Origin of the sequence: Hymenobacter sp. UYCo722 (assembly GCF_040547115.1) — a bacterium.
In the GTDB taxonomy this organism is placed as follows: domain Bacteria; phylum Bacteroidota; class Bacteroidia; order Cytophagales; family Hymenobacteraceae; genus Hymenobacter.
On record NZ_JBEPPC010000002.1, the window covers coordinates 543735 to 562829 of the forward strand.

The window sequence follows — 19095 nt, forward strand, 5'->3', positions numbered from 1 at the left end:
GGAGAGATGCTTCGGCAACGCTCAGCATGACGTTCAACGAAGCAAACGACGCTCCGTTTACGGCTTGTTTGAGTCAACCACGATGCGTCCGTCGCGGTTGGCCAGCTCCCAGGCGGTATGAAATACCAGCCGGGCCCGCTTCTCCATCTTGGCAAACTCAATTTTCTCGATTTCGTCGCTCTGCTGGTGGTAATCAGCGTGCACGCCGTTGAAGAAAAAGGCCACCGGCACCTTGTTTACCGCGAAGTTGTAGTGGTCGGAGCGGTAGTAGAAGCGGTTGGGGTCGTTGGGGTCGTCGAAACGGTAGTCGAGGTCGATGGGGCCGTACTGCTTGTTCTCCGCTTCCAGAATCACCTTCAGCTGCGAAGCCAGCTTGTCGGAGCCGATAACGTACACGTAGTCGGGCTTGCCCTCGTGTTCTACGTCGGTGCGGCCAATCATGTCCACATTCAGGTCGAGCTCGGTGCTGGCCAGCGGAAAAATGGGGTGCTTCGAATAATATTCCGAGCCGAACAGGCCCTTTTCCTCGCCCGTCACGCTCAGAAACAGCAGGCTGCGGCGCGGCCCGTGGCCTTCCTTCTTGGCCCTGGCAAACGCCTCGGCCATCGTGATGATGGCCGATGTGCCCGAGCCGTCGTCATCGGCCCCGTTGAATATCTGCCCGTCGTGCTTGCCGAGGTGGTCGTGGTGGGCCGAAATCACGATAACATCCGCCTTCTTATCCGTACCCTCGATGAAGCCGAGCACGTTCTGAGTATCCAGCTTTTCGCGCTTGCGCTCGGCCTTAATCAGCATGGGCACCACCGTGAAGGTGGCCGCCACCGGCTGCTTGGTCGAGTTTATTTTGCCCAGGTAGGCCTGCATGGCCGCATCGGTGGTGCCCAGCACGGCCAGTCCCACGGCCGGCGAAATAAAGAACGACGGCACCCGGCTCGGCTTGTCGTTGCCCACCATCACCATCGAGGGCCGCGCGATGTACGAGGCTATGCGCCCCGTTTGCTTGGCGAAGTTGCTGGTCGGGTTGAAGCTCACGAAAAACACCGTGCGGGCTCCCTTCTGTGTGGCCAGCTGGGCTTTGCCGCGGTAGTCCGTTCCCCATTTCGTGGGCGCGCCATCGGCGCTGAGCAGGGCTTTGCCGCCGTCGCCGGTGGGCTCGCCCAGCAGCACCAGAATATCCTTGCCCTTCACGTCCACGCCCGCGTAGTCGGAGTAGCCGTCCTGCTCGATGCCGTAGCCCACAAACACCGGCTTCACGCTGGTTTCCTGGCCAAAAGGCGAGTCGCCGAGGCCGTAGAAATCCGTGAGCCAATCGTAGCTGGTGCTGCCCACTTTCAGGGTGTTGCCCTCGGCCCAGGTCACCTGCTCCACGTCGAAATGCTGCTGGTAGGGGTCGGTGCCGGTGGTAACCGGGCCCGTCAGGCCGGCGGTTTTAAACTGTTTGGCCACGTAATCGGCCGCCATGTGCTGGCCTTTCTGGCCGGTTTCGCGGCCCTCGTACTCATCCGAAGCCAGCACCGCTAGGTGGGTGCGCAGGCGCTCGGCGGTTACCTGGTCGGCGTATTTTACGCTCCAGTCGTTGCCGGCGGCTTTGCCGGTGGTGGTTTTGATTTTAGTGGCGGGTTTGCCGGCCGCGCTCTTGGATTTTACTTTAACCTTGCCCTGGGCGTGGGCCGGGACAGCGCTGGCCAACGCGAGAAAGGCCAGCAGGAGAGGGGTTTTGTTCATTTTTGAAAAGTAGGGGCGGGTTGCACCCGCCCGCCGTTGATTTGGATTGGCTTAGACTAATTGATGAAAACAAGGCGTGATAGAATGACACCCGGCGGGCGGGCTACGGCTTTACAATCAGCACGCTGGCGTAGGCGGCTACGCCTTCCTGCCGGCCCACAAAACCCAATTTTTCGGTGGTGGTTGCTTTGATGGAAATGTCCTCTTCGGCAATGCCCATCACGGCAGCCAGCACGCGCTGCATTTCCGGAATGTGAGGGTTGATTTTAGGGCGCTCCAGGCAAATGGTCGAGTCGATGTTGCCCACCTCGTAGCCGCGCTCGCGCAGCAGGCGCACCACGCCGGCGAGCAGCTTTTTCGAGTCGATGCCCTTGTACTGCGGGTCGGTGTCGGGGAAGTGAAAGCCGATGTCGCGCAGGTTGGCGGCACCCAGCAGCGCATCGCAGATAACGTGGATGAGCACGTCGGCATCGGAGTGGCCGAGGGCACCATGGGTGTGCGGTACTACCAGGCCGCCGAGCCAGAAGGGCAGGCCTTCCTGCAATTGGTGAACGTCGTAGCCAAAGCCGGTCCGGATTTTCATAGAGGGCAAAATAAGGGGAGGCCGGTGCGGCCAACGCAAAAGTACCCGACGGCAAGTTCTTCGGCCGTTTGGCCCAAGCGGACCTATTCACAAATTAATAATTCGATTATTGAATACAATTCAACTAAATTTATTAGCTTTGTAATGCTACTTAAATTAGTTGAATGTGCTGTCGGCAGCTCACTTTTTTCCGGGGGCTGGTAAAGTATTTTCGGTTGGTGTGCGTCAGGTAGAGGCGAAAAGTGCCTGTCCACAGCGGGAACGGCAAAATAAAATGGAAACTTTGAGCACGATAAAAGTTTCCGTTGTATCTTTGCAGCGTTAGTTATGGAAATCAAAGACCGAATCCTGAACCACGCCCAGCAGCTTTTCATGCGCAACGGCATCAAAAGCGTGAGCATGGACGACATCGCCGCCGACTTGGCCATGTCGAAAAAGACCCTCTACAAATGGTTCGAGAACAAGGACCAGATTGTGGAAGCTTCCATGAGCCGCCACCTCGACAGCACCCAGCACGAATGCAAATCGATGATAGAGGACGCGACCTCGGCCATCGACGAGCTGTTTCAGATGCTGACTTGGATTAAGCAGGAGTTTGGCAACGTGCACCCCAGCATTTTCTACGACCTGAAGAAGTTTCACGCCGGCACCTGGCAGCTCTGGCAGGCCCACAAAAACGAGTTCATCCTCACCCAAATCGTCGTGAACCTGCGCCGGGGCATCACCGAAGGCCTGTTCCGGGCCGACCTCGACGTGGACGTGCTGGCCCGCCTGCGCCTCGCCCAGATTGAGCTGCAGTTCGACCCTGACCTGTTTCCGCCCCGCGAGTTCGCCAACGAGCGCGTTTCGGTGGCTCTGCTAGAGCACTTTATGCTGGGCGTGGCTACCCTCAAGGGCCACAAGCTCATCAACCAGTACCGGCACGTCATCGAAGAAGAATAGTCTTCGCTTACCCGTTTTCCTTTTTGCTGTTTTTATGAACACGCTGTTTCGAACCAGATTCCTGCTGGTGGCCGCCCTGAGCGCGGCCGTGCCGCAGGCGCTGCTTGCCCAAACCTCACCCCAGGCGCTGCCGGCCGCGCCGCCCACCACGGGTACCATGCCCCTGAGCCTGCAACAGGCCATCAGCTACGCCGTGCAGAACAAGTCGTCGCTGCTGGCCACCCGCCTGGGCGAGGCCACGGCGGCCGCCAAAGTCGGCGAAATCAAAAGCGCCGGCTTTCCGCAGGTGAACATCGGCAGCACGGTATCCGACAACTTTAAGCTGCAAAAGAGCCTGGTGAGCTTCCCGCTCTCGCAAACGGTGCTCACGCAAAGCGACCTGACTGCGGCCCAGGGCGGGCAGCAGCAGGTGTTGGGCACCCAGCAGTTGGCCCTGCCGCCGCAGCCGTTCGCCTTCGGCCTGCAGTACGCCGGCAATGCCAGCGCCTCGGTGTCGCAGCTGCTGTTCGATGGCTCCTATCTGATTGGTTTGAAGGCGGCCAAGGTGTACACCGAATTGGCCAAGAAGCAAACCCAGCAGGCCGAAATCGACGTGGTGGAGCAGGTGAGCAAGGCCTACTACAGCACCCTGGTGGCCCGCTCGCGCCTGAGCCTGCTGGCCCGCAATGTGCAGCGCCTCGACACGGTACTCTACCAGACCCAGAAGATTTTTAAGGCTGGTTTCGCCGAGAAGCTCGACGTGGACCGCCTGCGCGTGCAGCGCAACAACCTGGTGGTAGAGCAGCAGAAAGCCCAGCGCCTAACGGAGCTGAGCGTGGGTCTGCTCAAATTTCAGATGGGCCTGCCGCAGGCGCAGCGTGTGCAGCTCACCGACTCGCTCGGCGCGGCCGTGGTCGATGCCGGCGCGCTGCGTCAGCGCCTCGGCGCGGCCAGCATGGCCAATGGCGGTGGCGTGGACGGCCTGGGCAGCGTGCCCACCGCCCCGGTAGCGCCCGGTGGCGACAATACCGCCGCGCAAAACCGCCTCGACCAGCAGAATGCGCTGTCCGGTGGCCAGTCGGTTGCGGCGCGCGGGGCCATCAACTACAATAACCGCATCGAATTCTCGACCCTGGAAACCCAGCAGGCCCTGGCCGGGCTGGACCTGCGCAACCGTCAGGCCGGCGCGTACCCGCGCCTCGTGCTCACGGGCGCTTACGGTTTCACGGGCTCGGCCAAAACGGGCAGCGAGCTGTTCGCTTTCCGCGGGCCGACCTCACGTAACTCGGCGGGCTTTTCCAACCAGAACTGGTTCGGGTTTGGCAACGTGGGCCTGAGCCTGCAGGTGCCGGTGTTCGACGGCTTCCGCCGCAAATACCTGGTGCAGCAGACGCGTATTCAGCAGCAAACCATCGAGCGTGGTTTTGAGACGCTGAAGCAGAGCATTGACCTGCAGGATGCCCAGAGCCGCACCACGCTGGTGAACGCGCTGGACGTGCTGGACAACCAGCAGGCCAACCTAGCCTTGGCCACCGATGTGGCCCGCGTCACGCGCATCAAGTTCAACGCCGGCGTGGGCTCCAACCTGGAGGTGATTACGGCTGAGACGGATTTGCGCTCGGCCCAGACTAATTACTACGGTGCGATTTACGATGTGCTGGTGGCAAAGGTGGACCGGGACAAAGCGACCGGCGAGCTGTTTAATCAGGTCAAAAAATAGAACGTCCAACGAGAACGTCATGCTGAGCTTGCCGAAGCATCTCTACCGCGCAAGCATATCAGTTACTACTGCGGTAGAGATGCTTCGACTCCGCTCCGCTTCGCTCAGCATGACGGACTGACTAGTGGCTCTCAACTCCCTACTAAAACTTCGACAATACCCCGCTTACCCATGCGTTTCTCCTCAACCCAACCCGCCGCGCTGTTTCTCGCCGGCACCTTGCTGCTCGCTTCCTGCGGTGGCGACAGCAAAGACCCCAAAGCCCAGCTCGAAAAGCTGAAGAGCGAGCAGGCCGCCAACCAGGCCAAAATTGCCGAGCTCGAAGCAAAAACCGGCGGCCCGGTGGTGGCCGCCGCCACGCCCGTATCGGTGATGAACGCCAAGCCCGAGAGCTTCAAGAGCTACCTCGAAGTGCAGGGCCGCGTCGATTTCGACCAGAATGCCACCGTGGGCAGCCGCGCCGCCGGCTCGCTCACCAGCATCCGCGTGCAGCGGGGCGACCGCGTGAGCAAGGGCCAGGTGCTGGCCACCGTGGATGCCAGCATTCTGGATGCCAGCGCCGCCGAGCTGCGCACCCGCCTGGACCTGGCCCGCATCGTGTACCAGAAGCAGAAGAGCCTCTGGGACCAGCAGATTGGTACCGAAATCCAGTACCTCACGGCCAAGAACAACTACCAGGCCCTGCAGCGCAACCTGGCCACGCTCAACCAGCAGCGCGCCCTGTACAGCGTGGTGGCCCCGTTTAGCGGGACTGTGGATGAGGTGCTGCCCAAGCTGGGGGAAATCACCGCGCCCGGCGCGCCGGTGGTGCGCCTGAATAGCGGCACGGGTGGCAAAATCCTGGCCGATGTGTCGGAAGCCTACGGCAACAGCATCAAGGCCGGCGACAACGCCGTAGTCACCATTCCCGACCTGGGCGACAAAGAGCTGCCCGCCACCGTGCGCGTGGTCAGCCGCAGCATCAACGCCACCAGCCGCACCTTCACGGTAGAGCTGCGTCTGAAAAACCCCAAAGCCGCCGACCTGCGCCCCAACATGGTGGCCACGGTGCGCATCCAGAACTACGCCCAGGCCAACGCCACCGTTATTCCGGTCGACCTCGTGCAGCACGACGAAGAGAACAGCTACGTGTACGTGGTGGCCCAGGAGGCCGGCAAAGCCGTGGCCAAGAAGCGCATCATCAAAACCGGCAACACTTACAACGGTAAAGTGGAAGTAACCAGCGGCCTCACCGCTGCCGACCAGATTATTTCGGGCGGCTACCAAAACCTGAACGAAGGCCAAAAAGTGGCCGTGCAAAAGGTGTAGGGGCGGCTTGCAGCCGCCCTCCGTTGAACGGTACCGTTGGCTTCGCTGACTGTGGTTGAACGGCCCATTACCAGAATGCCCATTACCATTCCATGCCACAAAACGGGCGGGTGCAACCCGCCCCTACATCTATGCAGGATATAGAGAAAGAATTTGGCCCGACCAGTTGGTCCATCAATAACAAAACCAGCATTTACATCATCACGGTGATTCTGTGCGTGATGGGCATTTTTGCCTACATCAAGCTGGGCAAGGAGAAATTCCCCGACATCGTGATTCCGCGCATCATCGTGGCCACGGTGTACCCCGGCACGTCGCCGACGGACATTGAAAACCTGGTGACCCGCCAGCTCGAAAAGGAAATCAAGGGCATCAACGGGGTGAAGCACATCAACTCCACCTCGAACCAGGACTATTGCATCGTCGACGTGGAGTTCAACTCCAGCGTGAAGGTGCCCGAGGCCAAGCAACTCATCAAAGATGCCGTGGACAAGGCCCGCGCCGAGCTGCCCAACGACCTGCCCGCCGACCCCACGGTGAAGGAAATCAACATCTCCGAGCAGCCCATCATGTTCGTGAACCTGAGCGGCAACCTGCCCACCGCCCAGCTCAAAAAGTTCGCCGACGACTTCCAGGACAAGATTGAGGCCCTGCCCGAAATCACCCGCGTCGACATTGTGGGTGCCCTCGACCAGCAGGTGAACGTGGACGTGGACCTGAACAAGCTGCGCGCCTCGCGCCTGAGCTTCACCGATATTTCCCGCGCCATCGGTGCGGAAAACGTGACCGTCTCGGGCGGCAGCATCGACGTGGGCGGGCAGAAGCGCGCCGTGCGCGTGGCCGGCCAGTACGTGCGGGCCGGCGACATTGCCGACATCCAGGTGAAGAACCTGAACGGCGCGCCGGTGCGCCTCGGCGACATCGCCACCGTGACGGACGGCTTCAAGGACCGCGAAAGCTACGCCCGCCTCGACGGCAAGCCCGCCATCACGCTGAACGTGGTGAAGCGCGCCGGCGAAAACCTGCTCGACGCCTCTGATAAAATCAAGGCCATCATCAAGGATTCGAAAGCTAACCTGCCTAAGGACCTGAACATCACCGTGACTGGCGACACCTCGAACGATACCCGCGTGACGCTGCACGACCTGCTCAACACCATCGTCATCGGCTTCCTGCTGGTAACCCTGATTCTGATGTTCTTCATGGGCACCACCAACGCGCTGTTCGTGGGCCTGTCCGTGCCGATTTCGATGTTCCTGGCCTTCCTGGTCATCCCCATCTTCGGCTTCACCCTGAACACCATTGTGCTCTTTGCCTTCCTGCTGGCCCTGGGCATCGTGGTCGATGACGCCATCGTGGTCATCGAAAACACCCACCGCCTGCTGCACGAGCACCCCAACCTGACCACCCCGAAAGCCGCCAAATTTGCCGCCGGTGAGGTATTTGTTCCGGTACTGGCCGGCACGCTCACCACGGTCGCGCCGTTCGTGCCGCTCATGTTCTGGCCGGGCATCGTGGGCTCATTCATGTTCTACCTGCCGGTCACGCTCATTATCACGCTCATGGCCTCGCTCATCGTAGCCTTCATCATGAACCCGGTATTTGCCGTGAGCTTCATGGAGCGCGAGGAGCATTTCGAGGAGGATATGCACCGCCGTCCCAAGCTGACGCGCAATTTTCTGATTGCGATGGGCGTGCTGCTGGTCGTTGCCATTATCGGCTACGTGGCGCATTCCACCTTCGTGGGCAACCTGGCCATCACGCTCATCCTGTTCTGCTTCCTCGATAAGTTCGTGTTCGTGCGCATGATTGGCTGGTTCCAGACCCGCGCCCTGCCCAAGTTTCAAAACGGCTATGCCAACCTCGTGCGCTGGTCCATCGGCCACCCGGCGCTGGTGATGGTGGGCGTGCTGGTGCTGTTCATCGGCTCGTTCGTGGCCGTGGGCATCCGCAAGCCGCACGTCGACTTCTTCCCCAAGGGCGACCCTAAGTTCATCTACACCTACCTGAACATGCCCGTGGGCACCCGCGTGGCCGTCACGGACTCGATTACCCACGTTCTCGAAGACCGCATCTACGGCGTCATCGGGCGCGATAACCCCGACGTGGAATCGGTGATTACCAACGTGGCCATCGGTGCCAACGACCCCGGCGATGCCTCGTCGAACTCGGGCACGTCGCAGTCGCAAATGGGCAAAGTAGCCGTGGCTTTCAAGGAGCTCAGCGAGCGCAAGGGCCCGAAAACCAGTGTCTACATGGATAAAATACGGGAAGTGGTGAAGGGCATTCCGGGGGCCGAAATCTCGGTCGACCAGGAAGCCAGCGGCCCGCCCCAGGCCAAGCCCATTGCCATCGAAATAGCCGGCGACGACTACCCCACGCTGGCTGCCCTCTCGAAGCGCGTGACCCGTTACGTCGATTCGCTGCACATTAGCGGCGTCGAGGCCCTGCGCTCCAACCTGCAGGACCGCAACCCCGAAATCGCCGTCAACATCGACCGCACCCGCGCCAACCGCGAGGGCATCAGCACCGGCCAGATTGGCCTGGAAGTACGCACGGCCATCTACGGCACCGAGGCCAGCAAATTCAAAACCGTCGACGACGAGTACCCCATCCAGGTGCGCTACGCCGAGCCCTACCGCTCCGACGTGGACGCCGTGGTAAATGCCCCGCTCACCTTCCGCGACGCTACGGGGGCCGTGCGCCAGGTGCCCATCTCGTCGGTGGCCGACGTTACCTACGGCTCCACCTACGGCGGTATCAAGCGCAAAGACACGCACCGCGTCATCACCGTTTCTTCCAACGTGCTCAACGGCTACTCCGGCCCCGACGTGGCCAACGCCGTGCAAAAGGCCCTCAAGTCCTTCCCCACGCCGCCCGGCTACACCATCGACATGGGTGGGGCGCAAGAGAGCCAGAAGGAAACCACCGACTTCCTGCCCCTGGCCGGCATCGGGGCCCTGGGCCTCATCTTCCTGATTTTGGTTACGCAGTTCAACTCGTTCAGCAAGCCGGTCATCATCCTCTCCGAAGTGCTGTTTTCGATTGCGGGCGTGTTCTGGGGCCTCGCCATCACGGGCCAGAACGTGAGCATCGTGATGACGGGCGTGGGCATCATCGCCCTGGCCGGTATTGTAGTGAAAAACGGCATTCTGCTGGTCGAGTTCACCGACATGCTGCGTTCGCAGGGTATGCCGTTGCGCGAGGCCATCGTGCTAGCCGGCCGCACCCGCCTCAACCCGGTTATCCTCACGGCCACGGCCGCCACGCTGGGCCTTATCCCGCTGGCCATCGGTCTCAACATCGACTTCTACGAGCTGTTCGCCTCCGGCAACCCGCACTTCTTCATTGGCGGCGAGTCGGTCACCTTCTGGGGTCCCCTGGCCTGGACCATCATCTACGGCCTCACGTTCGCCACCGGCATCACCCTGCTGGTCGTGCCGGTGATGTACCTGCTGAGCGAAACCCTCAAAGCAAAAATTTCCGGAAAAAACCCCGACGACGTTGCAACCATTTCCGAGGAGGTGGACTCTGAAGAAATACAGGCGGCTACGCCGCCGGTACTGGCATAGCGCTTAAGGCGTTGTCGGTGTCCGCCGGCCGGCAGCTGTTGCAGCAGCTGCCGCCGGCGGGCACCAGGCCCGCGCCGCTGCCGCACCTCACTCACCATCTTTTTTTACTGCTTCATTATGTACGTATCCACTACTAGCCTAGCCCATACCGCCACCATCGAGCAGCAGGTATTCCGCATTATCAGCAAGCGCAAGGCCATTCGGGCCAGCCGCGTGCGCAAAACTGCCAGCCTCGCCCGCGACCTGCGCTTCGAAACCCTCGACGTGGTCGACATTATTCTCGAGCTGGAGCGCAACTTCAGCATCACCATTCCCGATGAGGTGCCGCTCTACACCGTGGGCGATTTCGTGCGCTTCGTGCGCGACCACGCTGTCGCAGCATAATCACCGGTACTATTAGCCACAAAGAAGCCCTCGCAACAGCTGTTGCGAGGGCTTCTTTGTGTTCAGGCAAACGGCTTAGCGCACGTTGCCGCCGGTATCGGTGGCCGTGGTGCCGGGCTCGCGGCTGCTGTCGGTGGTGTTGGCAGCCACGCTATTGGTGCCGGCGTGCTTGGCCGATTCTTCGGCGGGCTGCGGCGTAGTAGCCGCTGGGTCGTTGAAGTGCGAAGGCTTGGCAGCGGCGGGGGCCATTGCAGCTTGCTCATCCAGGGCATCGGCCGCGTGCTTGGTCTGGTTGCTGGCCGAAGCCGTGGCCGAAGCGGCGGCGCTGGCGGCCGAGGCGGGGGGCTCTTTGTCGGAAGGGGCGTAAGCTCCGGCCGTCGCAACTTCGGTCGGGCGGGTAAGCTCCCACTCGTGAAAGCGGTCCATCTCGTGCTTGAGCGTAGTCGAGAACCAGGCTACCAGGGCCACATCGTCGAGCAGGCCCAGCACCGGAATAAAATCCGGAATCAAGTCAATCGGGCTGATAAAATAGATGAGCACGGCTACGGCTGCCGCCACGGTACTGGTCGGCACACCCGTGTACTCGCCCGAAACCGAGGCCTTAATGAGCCGGAACATGGTCTGGAGCGTCTCCCAGGCCTCGTGGGCAAGGGTGCCCACGTCGTTTTTCTCGCTGGCTTTTTTGTAAGCATCGGTCAGCAGCGATTTCAGACGGGTGGGCTGACGGATGTAGCCCTCGGCCACGCCGATGAATTTTTTGAAGATAGCCGAGCCGGCAACGTCGTTGCCATTGGGCGGGGTTTGTTGGTTTTGAGCCACGGAATTCGGGAGTTAATAAGTAACAGAAAGGAGGGCGGCACGGGCCGCGCAGCTGGGCTTAGATACTAGGTTTCGGCCCGTAAGGTTATTCGCGGCCCGGCGCAATCCATTACAGAAGCGGGTACGAAAATATTGTGAAACAAAGATATAAATACCGACGGGCCGGCCAAACGCAAAAACGCCCTGTTCCGGTAAGAACAGGGCGTTGGAATACGCGTTGCGGGGCGCTCGCCGGCCCTATTCTTTCTCGTACACTTTCACTACGAAAACGTAGTCGCGCAGCTTCTTTAGTTGCTGGGGGCGGCCCGCGCCGGCCAGCTGGCCGTAGCGAGGCAGGTGGTAGGGCGCATCGGGCTTGGCGGTGGCGGCCAGCGAGTCGACCAGCCGCACCAGGTACGACGATTTGGTGGCAAAGGCGGCGCTCTGCGCATCGTTCTGGCGGCCGCTCACCACGCCAATCAGGTTGCCACGCTCATCAAGCAGGGGGCCGCCCGAGTTGCCGGGGTTCACCGGAATACTGATTTGGTAGAAGGCCGTATCGCCTTCGAAGCCCGAGCGGGCGCTCAGGGCACCTTCGCCGTACACCACGTCTTCGCGCGGGTAGCCCAGCGTGAAGACCCGCTCGCCCAACTCGGCCTGCCCCGACTTGATGGCGTAGGGCAGCCGCCCAAAACCATTGAATTTCTTGTCGGTGATGCGCAGAATGGCCAAGTCGTGCTTCACGTCCGAATACACTGCCTCGGCGTGAAAGCGCTGCCGGTCACGGCCCTCAATCAGCAACGAATCAGCGCCCTCGATAACGTGATAGCTGGTAACCAGGTATCCTTCCGAAGTGAGCGCAAACCCGGTGCCGCTGAATTTGCCCTGTACCACTTCCGGCGCAATGCCAGGCTTGCCAAATTGATTGAGCGTTGTGCTGAGGGCCTTCTGGCTCTTTTTAATGCGCTCAACTTCTCGCTTCAGGGCCTGATAGCCATAGAGTGAAGGCCGCGTTTGGGCCGTCTTCCACAAATCGAGCCCTAGCAATGTTGCGAACACGGCCATCACGGCTACCGAGGCAGCCACACCCACCGTGGCGCGGTGCCCGCTCCAGAACTCGCGAAGCCGGCGCTCGGTGCGCGAAATGCGCAGAATGGGGTGCACCGTGTGGGTGAGCTTGCCGGCGGGTGCCTCCATTTCAACAGGGGCGTCGGCGGCCAGCATAGCGGCGTGGATGCCGTGCAGCTGCTGCCGGGCCTGCTGCTGCTGGCCAAGGCCGCGTAGCGTATCGGTGAGCTGGGTGAAGTCGGCGTAGCGCAGAGCCAGCGAGGAGTCGGCGCTCAGGCGCGCTTCAAGGTCGGCGCGTGCCGGGCTGGCCAGCTCGCCAGCCGAGTAGGCTTCAAATAAGGCGTAATAGTCTGCTTCAGTCATCATGGCGTTAGCTGCCGGAGGGGTGGGCGGCAGCGGTAAAACACGTGGGAATCCCGTCGGCGAAGGGCCGACGGCTAACGAATCAATTAAATAGGCTCTTCCTTATAGTGGGTAAAAAACAATTTCTTGAGGCGCACGAGGCATTTGTATTTCTGGTTTTTGGCGTTGTCGGCGTTGGTGTAGCCGAATTCTGCCGTCAGGTCCTGCATCGACTTGTCGAGCAGGTAAAAGCCTTCTAAAAGCGACTTGCAGGGTTCGCCGAGGCTGTTCAGCGCGTCGCTCATGGTGGCGAAGCGCCGGTCCTGCTCTTCGGCGGCCAGCACGTCATCTTCCGCACCGGTGTTCAGGTACGGGCCGTGCTCCTCATCGTCGAGCAAGCGCACGCCGAAGCGGCTTTTGCTGGTCAGGCGCTTTAGCCACAGGCGGCGGCAGACGGCGTAGAGGTAGGTTTTAATCTGGCAGCTGAGTTCCAGAGAACCATCGCGCACCTTTTCATAAAACACCATCACGCCCTCCTGGTACACGTCCTGGGCATCGTCCTCCGAGCCGCTGTTTTGCAGCACGAAGTGCGACACCATGGGCCAGTGCAGCCGGTAGAGGTGGGCCAGGGCCCGCTCATCGCCGCCGCGAATGGCGGCAATCAGCGCGTCGTCAGTGGGAGTCAACGAAGAGGAAGTAGTGGGATTGCCCCTGCTCATTCACTTTGGTCTTTAATACAAACGAAGGGCCTAAGTAACCCGTCGAAAAAATATATTTCTGGCCCGGGTTACCTTTCCCCAATGCCGGCATAAAGGGCGTTTTTTAGTTAACCCATTTTCAAAATTACCCTCAAAATGAACAACCTGTTCAAAGTTGCTGCCCTGGGCCTGGCCCTCACCGCTGGTCTGTCGTCGTGCGAGTCGAAGTCGACCGAGTCGACCGTTGTTGAGACTCCTGCTGCTACCACCGAGAGCTCCACGACCGTAACCACCGACACCACCGCAATGGCTCCCGCTGCTGATGGCGCAATGGCTCCTGCTGCCGATGGCGCAATGGCTCCTGCCGCTACCACCACCACCACCACCACCACCGAAGAGAAGAAGTAATTGGCCGCTGGTCCCCGTGGCCAGCTCCAATATTTTGGCATTCGCCGACAGCCCGGGTTTTCCATCAGGAAAGCCCGGGCTGTTTTGCGTTTTAGGGATTGAGGGAAAGGCTGTCATGCTTTGCGGCGCTCGGCATGGCGTGCTATCTTTTACTCCACCAGCCGTAGTAAATCGGCGGCAATGCCGGCCCACGGCTGGTGCAGGTTCAGCGTGACGACGCGTACTGGGTGCCCGCCCAGCGTGTAGCGCAAATCGACCGCCGGCGCGTTGGTCGGGCCGGGTCCGGTTGGGTAGAGCAGGATGCCTTCCAACGCCTGGCCCGGGGCGGGCCGCTGGTTTTGCAGGTAGGCATAGAGCTGGTAGAGGTGCGGCGCAATGAGGCGCTGCTGGTTGTAGCGCGGGCGCAGAGCGGCGGCGTAGTATTTGGTGTCGAGAATAATTTTGCGCTCGGGTGCTTCGAGCGTGGTGTCCGTTAGCATGGTGGGTAGCAGGGCCAGGTCGGCGGGCGCGGCGGCCTCGGCCTGCCAGGTAATGGTTTCGGTGTACACGCGGTAGCGGCGCTGCTCGCGGCGGTAGAAGTTGCGCACAAACTGCTCGAAGATGCGCGCCATCAGCCCTTCGTCGCGCCGGAAATCGGTGAAGCGCCGGCGGCCATCGGCGGCGGGCTCAGGCAGTGCCACTTGCCACACCAGCTCGCACACGTGGGCCAGAAACCGGGCCGCGCTATCGGGCCGTTGCCGCCGCAGCTCGCGGAAGCTGGCAGCCGTAGGGGCCGCCTCCGGCCCAGCTCCCACCGGAAACCGCTGCCGTACCTGCCGCAGCTCGCGGCGCAGGGGCGCGGGCACGTCGGCCGCGTGGGCCAGGGCTGATAACGTGTGGGCCAGCAGCCGGTGCAGGGCCGAGTCCACGCCCAACTCATCGAAGGTGCACACGGCCCGGCCCTGGCCCAGCAAGCCGCGCCCCAGCGAGGGTGCCAGCTCGACGCGGCCACGCAGGTTGGCCAGCTCCGCTTCCTGGGCCTGAAAGGTGCGCGGGAGCCCAGTGCGCAGCAGGCGGCGGGTGCCGTGCAGCAGCACCTGGGCCAGCAGCGCCAAGGGCATGGCAAACGGGGCGCTTTCGCTGGCTTGCAGCACGGCCGGCTCGGGCAGCCGGTTCCAGGCGTAGCACAGGAAGTAGTAGAGGGTGGGGAGCGGAATCACAATTTGTCAGGCCGTAGCAGCAGAGTTATGCGCGCAGCCCAGGAGTGGGCTGCAACGGGGTTATTGTTGGGGCAATAATGTAGTTTCGTTTGCTCATATTACTGTTTTTGTGGACTGATTTACTCATGCGGACGAATGGCGGTAATCATCCACCGGCCTTGTTCCAGGGCCAAGCTAAAGGCCAGGTTGGGCCCCTCGCTCATCTGCTGTTCGCTGAAGCGGTACACCACTTGGGCCGTATCGGTGCCCACCGTCACGCGGGTGGGTTGGCTGTGTAGGACCAGTTGGGTCTGGATGTCCCCTGCCTGGGTATAGAGTACGCGGTCAAAATTCAGGCCCTCGATGAGGCCATCGGTCTGCGGGTGGGCGCGCAACGAATCCGCACAGTTCTGAAAATAACGCCGGTGCGCTTGCAGATAGGTTGGCGACACCGTGCCGCTGCTCTGCAACAGGCGCACGTAGCGGTCGACCGCTTGAAAATCGACCGCATACACCCGGGTCGTGTCCGCGTCTATGGCGGCTGGTACCACGGGCAAGGAGTTGAGCGGGGATTGGTGCTGCAGGTACCACGTCAAAAAGGCCCGCACGGTCGCTGCAGGCGCTTGCTTTGGGCGAACAGGTGGCGGACTGGACGAAGCCGGCGCCTGGGTAGCCGTTTTCGACTCTTGCGGGCCGGAGCAGGCCGTGAGCAATAAGACGATTCCTAATAAGAGCGCCTGCAGGTGTTTCATGCGCCTAAAGTACTTGCCGCATCCGCCGGCTACTGAAAAGCTCTTTTCGCTAAACCATTAGTTTGGACAGTTTAGCGGTTTCGTAAACGTTTAAAAAAGCCTTCCATTGCCAGTGTCGGGTTTAAAAAACTCGTTTATCAATCAACGTTTACAAAACTGCATAAGGCGATGAGTTTCGTAAACTCGGGTCAAAGCACAAATTCTGCTGGCGTTGCTTAAAATTGCAGCACTAGGCCAGCAGCTTGCGCAGCTGGGCGGCGGCCGTGGCGGGCTGCTCGCGCCAGTAGTCGGCCAGCAGCGGGCCAATTTCCTGCTCGAAAATCAGGCGCAGCCAGGCAGCGGCTTGTTCCGGCTGGGCGGGCGGCTGGCAGAAGTAGCTGTGGCCGATTTCGAAATCTGGTCCCAGCTCCGGGTCGTCGGCAATGGTCTGGTTGAGGGCGGCCATGCGGGTACACAGCTGCTCACTGAGGGCGGCCGGCACCTGCCGGGCCGCCAGAAACTGCCGCAGCGGCGGGCCAAACTGCGGCCCCAGCGCCACGAAGGCGAAGCGGCGGCGCAGGGCGTAGTCGAGCGGGCTCAGGGAGCGGTCGGCCAGGTTGAGGGTGCCGATAACGTACAGGTTCTCGGGCACGAAGAAGCGCGGGGCTTCGGCCGGGGCGTAGGGCAGGCGCAGGGCGTGGGCGGGGCCGCGCTTATCGGCCTCCAGCAGCAGCAGCAGCTCACCGAAAATGCGCGGCACGTTGCCCCGGTTCACCTCATCAATCAGCAGGAAGTAGGGCCGGGTAGGGTCGGCGGCCGCCCGCTGGCAGAGCAGCGGCAGCACGCCGGGCACCAGGTGAAAGCGCCCCTGCGCATCGGGCCGAAAGCCCAGCATAAAATCCTCGTAGCCGTAGCTGGGATGAAACTGCACCAGCTCGATGCGGCTTTCGTCGCGCGCGCCCAGCCGCAACCAGGCCAGCCGCCGCGCCAGAAACGTTTTGCCGGTGCCGGGCGGCCCTTGCAGCAGCAGGTTGCGCCGCCGCTGCAGGCCGGCCAGGGCGGCATCCAAATCGGCTTCGCTAATAAAAAGCTCGGCTAGGGCCTCTTCCCCCGAATAGGCTGGGGCCGCGTAAGCCACGACGGGCTCGGCCGCGCGGCTGGGCTTCAGCCGGGTTTCGGCGGCTGGCGGCAAGCCGGTGTACAGGTCTTCTGCCTGCTGCTGGTCGGCTTCCTCGCCGTCGGTGGCCGAGCCGGGCGTGAGCACCGGCCGCCGGGTACTGATGGTGAAGTCGAGCCGTTCGAGTACGGCGTTGGTGGGCGTGCCGGCCGGCCGGGGCCAGCGGGCCTCGGCGTTGCCAGTGGCCAGGCGGTAGGCGCGCTCGGCCACGGCCCGAGGCGGGTAGCGGCGGCCCCGGTACACCAGCTCGTACACGGTGCCGGGCGGCAGCGGGCGGCCTTCGCGGGCCAGCTGCTTCAGGGCCCGCAGCACGTGCTCGCGGGTGAGCAGGGCCGGGGCGGGAGTAGCAGAAGTGAGAGCAGGGGACGCGGTAGACATGGTGGACAAGGTAGCGCCCGCGCACCAAACGCGGGGTACAAAAAAAGTCTCCCGGCCGGGCCGGGAGACTTTGCAAACAACTAAAAACGTCATCAAATGATAACGGCCAAAACGGTTAGGGCGTTACCGTGAAGGTGCGGGTAACGGAGTTGAACGGGCCGGGAATCATGGTGCCGCTGGCATTTACCAGCTCCAGCTTCACGGTGTTTTCGCCAGCGGGCAGGCCTTCCATCATGTAGGGCAGCCACTTGTCGAGCATGAACTCGGTGCCATTGATGGTGGCGCGCACGCGATTGCCACCGGCTTCCAGCGTAGTGTTCACCAGGTAGAAGTCGAGCATGATACGGCGGGCGTCGGCCCCGGCGTAGGTGTCTTTCGGACGGCTGTAAAACAGGTGCGGGGCCTTGGCATCGATGGGGGCGGCCGTGATGGGGGCCGAGCCGACATTAATTACGCGCAGGTCGTAGGCACCGCGGTGCTTGAGGCTTTCGTGGTAGGAGCGCGACAGGAAGGAGAGCACCACGTGCTGACCGTCGGCCATGGGCTTGCTGAACTTGGTTTCGTAGTGGGCCGTGTAGGGCTCGTTGTCCACGATGTTGTGGATGTGCTGGCCCTTCATCGAGTTGGCCATCTGGGCCATATGAGGGCCGCCGCTCATTTTGGTGAGCTGAAAGTTGGTGGTTTGATAGTCGAAAGCAACCTCGCCGCTGGCTACAGTAGAGCCACTGATTGGCGACTGCAGCTTCATTTGGGCTTCGGGAAATTTGGGCGAGTCGCTGAACGGTGTCAGGCGGATGCCGTTCGATTCCATGGCCTCGTTGCTGGCGACGGTAGTGGCCGCGGGGCTGGTAGTGCCGGCCGTGGCGCTAACGTCGGTGGCGGTCTTGCTCGATTCGCAGCTCGCCAAAGCGCCAAGTGTTAGGGTAGTGCTGCAAAGCAGCCACAGAGAACGTTTCATATGTAAAAGGTCAAAAAGAGAAAGTTAGTCGGATTAGGAAAGCAAGGGGATACTTAGCCCACTTACGTAGTGGGCCCGGTGCGGGGTTTTGCTTAACTTGCGTCGTTGCCCATCAATGGGGTCTACCGGCCTCAAAGTAAATCCAAAAATTGTTATGCAAGACCAACTTCTCGACCAGATTCCCTCGCTCGACCTCGCCGACTTCCGTTCGGGCGATGCCGCGCGGAAGGCCCGCTTCGTGCAGCAGCTCGGCGAGGCCTACCAGAGCATCGGCTTCGTAGCCCTGAAAAACCACGGCCTCAACGACGAGCAGACCAAGCAATTGTACGCCGATGTACAGGCCTTTTTCCAGCTGCCCGACGCCGCCAAGCAGCGCTACGAAAACCCCGAGCTGGCCGGCCAGCGCGGCTATATCAGCAAGGGCAAGGAGCACGCCAAGGGCCGCAACACCGGCGACCTGAAGGAATTCTACCACGTGGGCCAGGAAGTGGAAGAAGAAGACCCCATCAAAAACGAATACCCCGATAATATCTGGCCCGCCGAAGTACCCGGCTTCCAGCAGAGCACCTTCACGGCCTACCGCACGCTGGAAAGCGCCGGCCAGGACGTGCTACGCGCCATTGCGCTGTACCTGCACCTGCCCGAAAATTATTTCGACGACAAGGTGAAGCACGGCAACAGCATCCTGCGGCCCATTCACTACTTCCCCATCGAGGACCCCGACGCGGTGCCGGCCGACGCCGTACGCGCCGCCGAGCACGGCGATATCAACCTGATTACCCTGCTGATGGGTGCCAGCGCCGACGGCCTGCAGGTGAAGCGCCGCGATGGCAAGTGGATTCCCATTACGGCCCTGCCCGACCAGATTGTGGTGAACGTGGGCGACATGCTTCAGCGCCTCACCAACGGCGTGCTGAAAAGCACCATTCACCGCGTAGTGAACCCGGCCCGCGAAAAAATGAACACCTCGCGCTTCAGCATCCCGTTCTTCATGCACCCGCGCTCCGAAATGAGCCTGGCTGCCCTGGAGCACTGCGTGACGCCCGACAACCCCAAGAAGGAGGCCGATATCACGGCCGGCGAGTTCCTGAACGAGCGCCTGATTGAGCTGGGGTTGAAGAAGAAGTAATCTGGCGAACCTGCTGC

At 61.5% G+C, this 19095-nt stretch carries 15 protein-coding genes and 1 pseudogene; 7 read left to right on the top strand and 9 right to left on the bottom strand.

The annotated features are described in order from the left end of the window. Positions 1–57: 57 nt before the first annotated feature. Entirely contained in the window at positions 58–1725 is a 1668-nt protein-coding gene (locus ABIB44_RS08060) for a M28 family peptidase (protein ID WP_354584127.1), read from the bottom strand. A gap of 103 nt (positions 1726–1828) precedes the next feature. Further along, entirely contained in the window at positions 1829–2308 is a 480-nt protein-coding gene (gene ispF, locus ABIB44_RS08065; RefSeq protein WP_354584128.1) for a 2-C-methyl-D-erythritol 2,4-cyclodiphosphate synthase, read from the bottom strand. Between the two features lie 327 nt (positions 2309–2635). Between ispF and ABIB44_RS08070 the strand changes: the two genes are divergently transcribed. The 5 genes from ABIB44_RS08070 (at position 2636) to ABIB44_RS08090 (ending at position 10213) form a co-directional block, all read left to right on the top strand. Beyond that, positions 2636–3250 carry a TetR/AcrR family transcriptional regulator gene (locus ABIB44_RS08070; RefSeq protein WP_354584129.1) on the top strand — a complete coding sequence of 205 codons (615 nt, stop codon included), beginning with the start codon at positions 2636–2638 and terminating at the stop codon, positions 3248–3250. Between the two features lie 34 nt (positions 3251–3284). Continuing rightward, positions 3285–4949, top strand: coding sequence for a TolC family protein (locus tag ABIB44_RS08075; protein WP_354584130.1), 1665 nt, complete (start codon positions 3285–3287; stop codon positions 4947–4949). A gap of 171 nt (positions 4950–5120) precedes the next feature. Further along, on the top strand, positions 5121–6257 hold the full coding sequence (locus ABIB44_RS08080) for an efflux RND transporter periplasmic adaptor subunit (RefSeq protein ID WP_354584131.1): 1137 nt from the start codon (positions 5121–5123) through the stop codon (positions 6255–6257). 131 nt (positions 6258–6388) lie between these two features. Next, the gene (locus ABIB44_RS08085; protein WP_354584132.1) at positions 6389–9829 is read left to right on the top strand and encodes an efflux RND transporter permease subunit; all 3441 of its coding nucleotides are present in this window, start codon (positions 6389–6391) and stop codon (positions 9827–9829) included. 117 nt (positions 9830–9946) lie between these two features. Beyond that, complete coding sequence (locus tag ABIB44_RS08090) at positions 9947–10213, top strand: acyl carrier protein (protein ID WP_354584133.1); 267 nt, start codon at positions 9947–9949, stop codon at positions 10211–10213. A gap of 456 nt (positions 10214–10669) precedes the next feature. Here ABIB44_RS08090 and ABIB44_RS20515 read toward each other — a convergent pair. The 3 genes and pseudogenes from ABIB44_RS20515 to ABIB44_RS08105 form a co-directional block, all read right to left on the bottom strand. Beyond that, positions 10670–10831 (bottom strand): annotated as a pseudogene (locus tag ABIB44_RS20515) (YkvA family protein); the annotation flags it as partial. Positions 10832–11269: 438 nt separating this feature from the next. Beyond that, positions 11270–12445, bottom strand: coding sequence for a trypsin-like peptidase domain-containing protein (locus ABIB44_RS08100; protein ID WP_354584134.1), 1176 nt, complete (start codon positions 12443–12445; stop codon positions 11270–11272). Positions 12446–12528: 83 nt separating this feature from the next. Then, the gene (locus ABIB44_RS08105; RefSeq protein ID WP_354584135.1) at positions 12529–13107 is read right to left on the bottom strand and encodes an RNA polymerase sigma factor; all 579 of its coding nucleotides are present in this window, start codon (positions 13105–13107) and stop codon (positions 12529–12531) included. 168 nt (positions 13108–13275) lie between these two features. On the opposite strand from ABIB44_RS08105, the gene ABIB44_RS08110 reads away from it, so the two are divergent. Next, positions 13276–13527 carry a hypothetical protein gene (locus ABIB44_RS08110; RefSeq protein WP_354584136.1) on the top strand — a complete coding sequence of 84 codons (252 nt, stop codon included), beginning with the start codon at positions 13276–13278 and terminating at the stop codon, positions 13525–13527. A gap of 149 nt (positions 13528–13676) precedes the next feature. On the opposite strand, the gene ABIB44_RS08115 is transcribed toward ABIB44_RS08110, so the two are convergent. The 4 genes from ABIB44_RS08115 to ABIB44_RS08130 form a co-directional block, all read right to left on the bottom strand. Next, on the bottom strand, positions 13677–14726 hold the full coding sequence (locus ABIB44_RS08115) for a 5-methylcytosine restriction system specificity protein McrC (protein WP_354584137.1): 1050 nt from the start codon (positions 14724–14726) through the stop codon (positions 13677–13679). A gap of 119 nt (positions 14727–14845) precedes the next feature. After that, on the bottom strand, positions 14846–15256 hold the full coding sequence (locus ABIB44_RS08120) for a hypothetical protein (protein WP_354584138.1): 411 nt from the start codon (positions 15254–15256) through the stop codon (positions 14846–14848). Positions 15257–15686: 430 nt separating this feature from the next. Further along, entirely contained in the window at positions 15687–16991 is a 1305-nt protein-coding gene (locus ABIB44_RS08125; protein ID WP_354584139.1) for an AAA family ATPase, read from the bottom strand. A gap of 115 nt (positions 16992–17106) precedes the next feature. After that, positions 17107–17949: a hypothetical protein gene (locus tag ABIB44_RS08130; protein WP_354584140.1), complete on the bottom strand. Its 843-nt coding sequence runs from the start codon at positions 17947–17949 to the stop codon at positions 17107–17109. A gap of 154 nt (positions 17950–18103) precedes the next feature. Between ABIB44_RS08130 and ABIB44_RS08135 the strand changes: the two genes are divergently transcribed. Then, entirely contained in the window at positions 18104–19078 is a 975-nt protein-coding gene (locus ABIB44_RS08135; RefSeq protein WP_354584141.1) for an isopenicillin N synthase family dioxygenase, read from the top strand. The last annotated feature ends 17 nt before the right edge of the window (positions 19079–19095 follow it).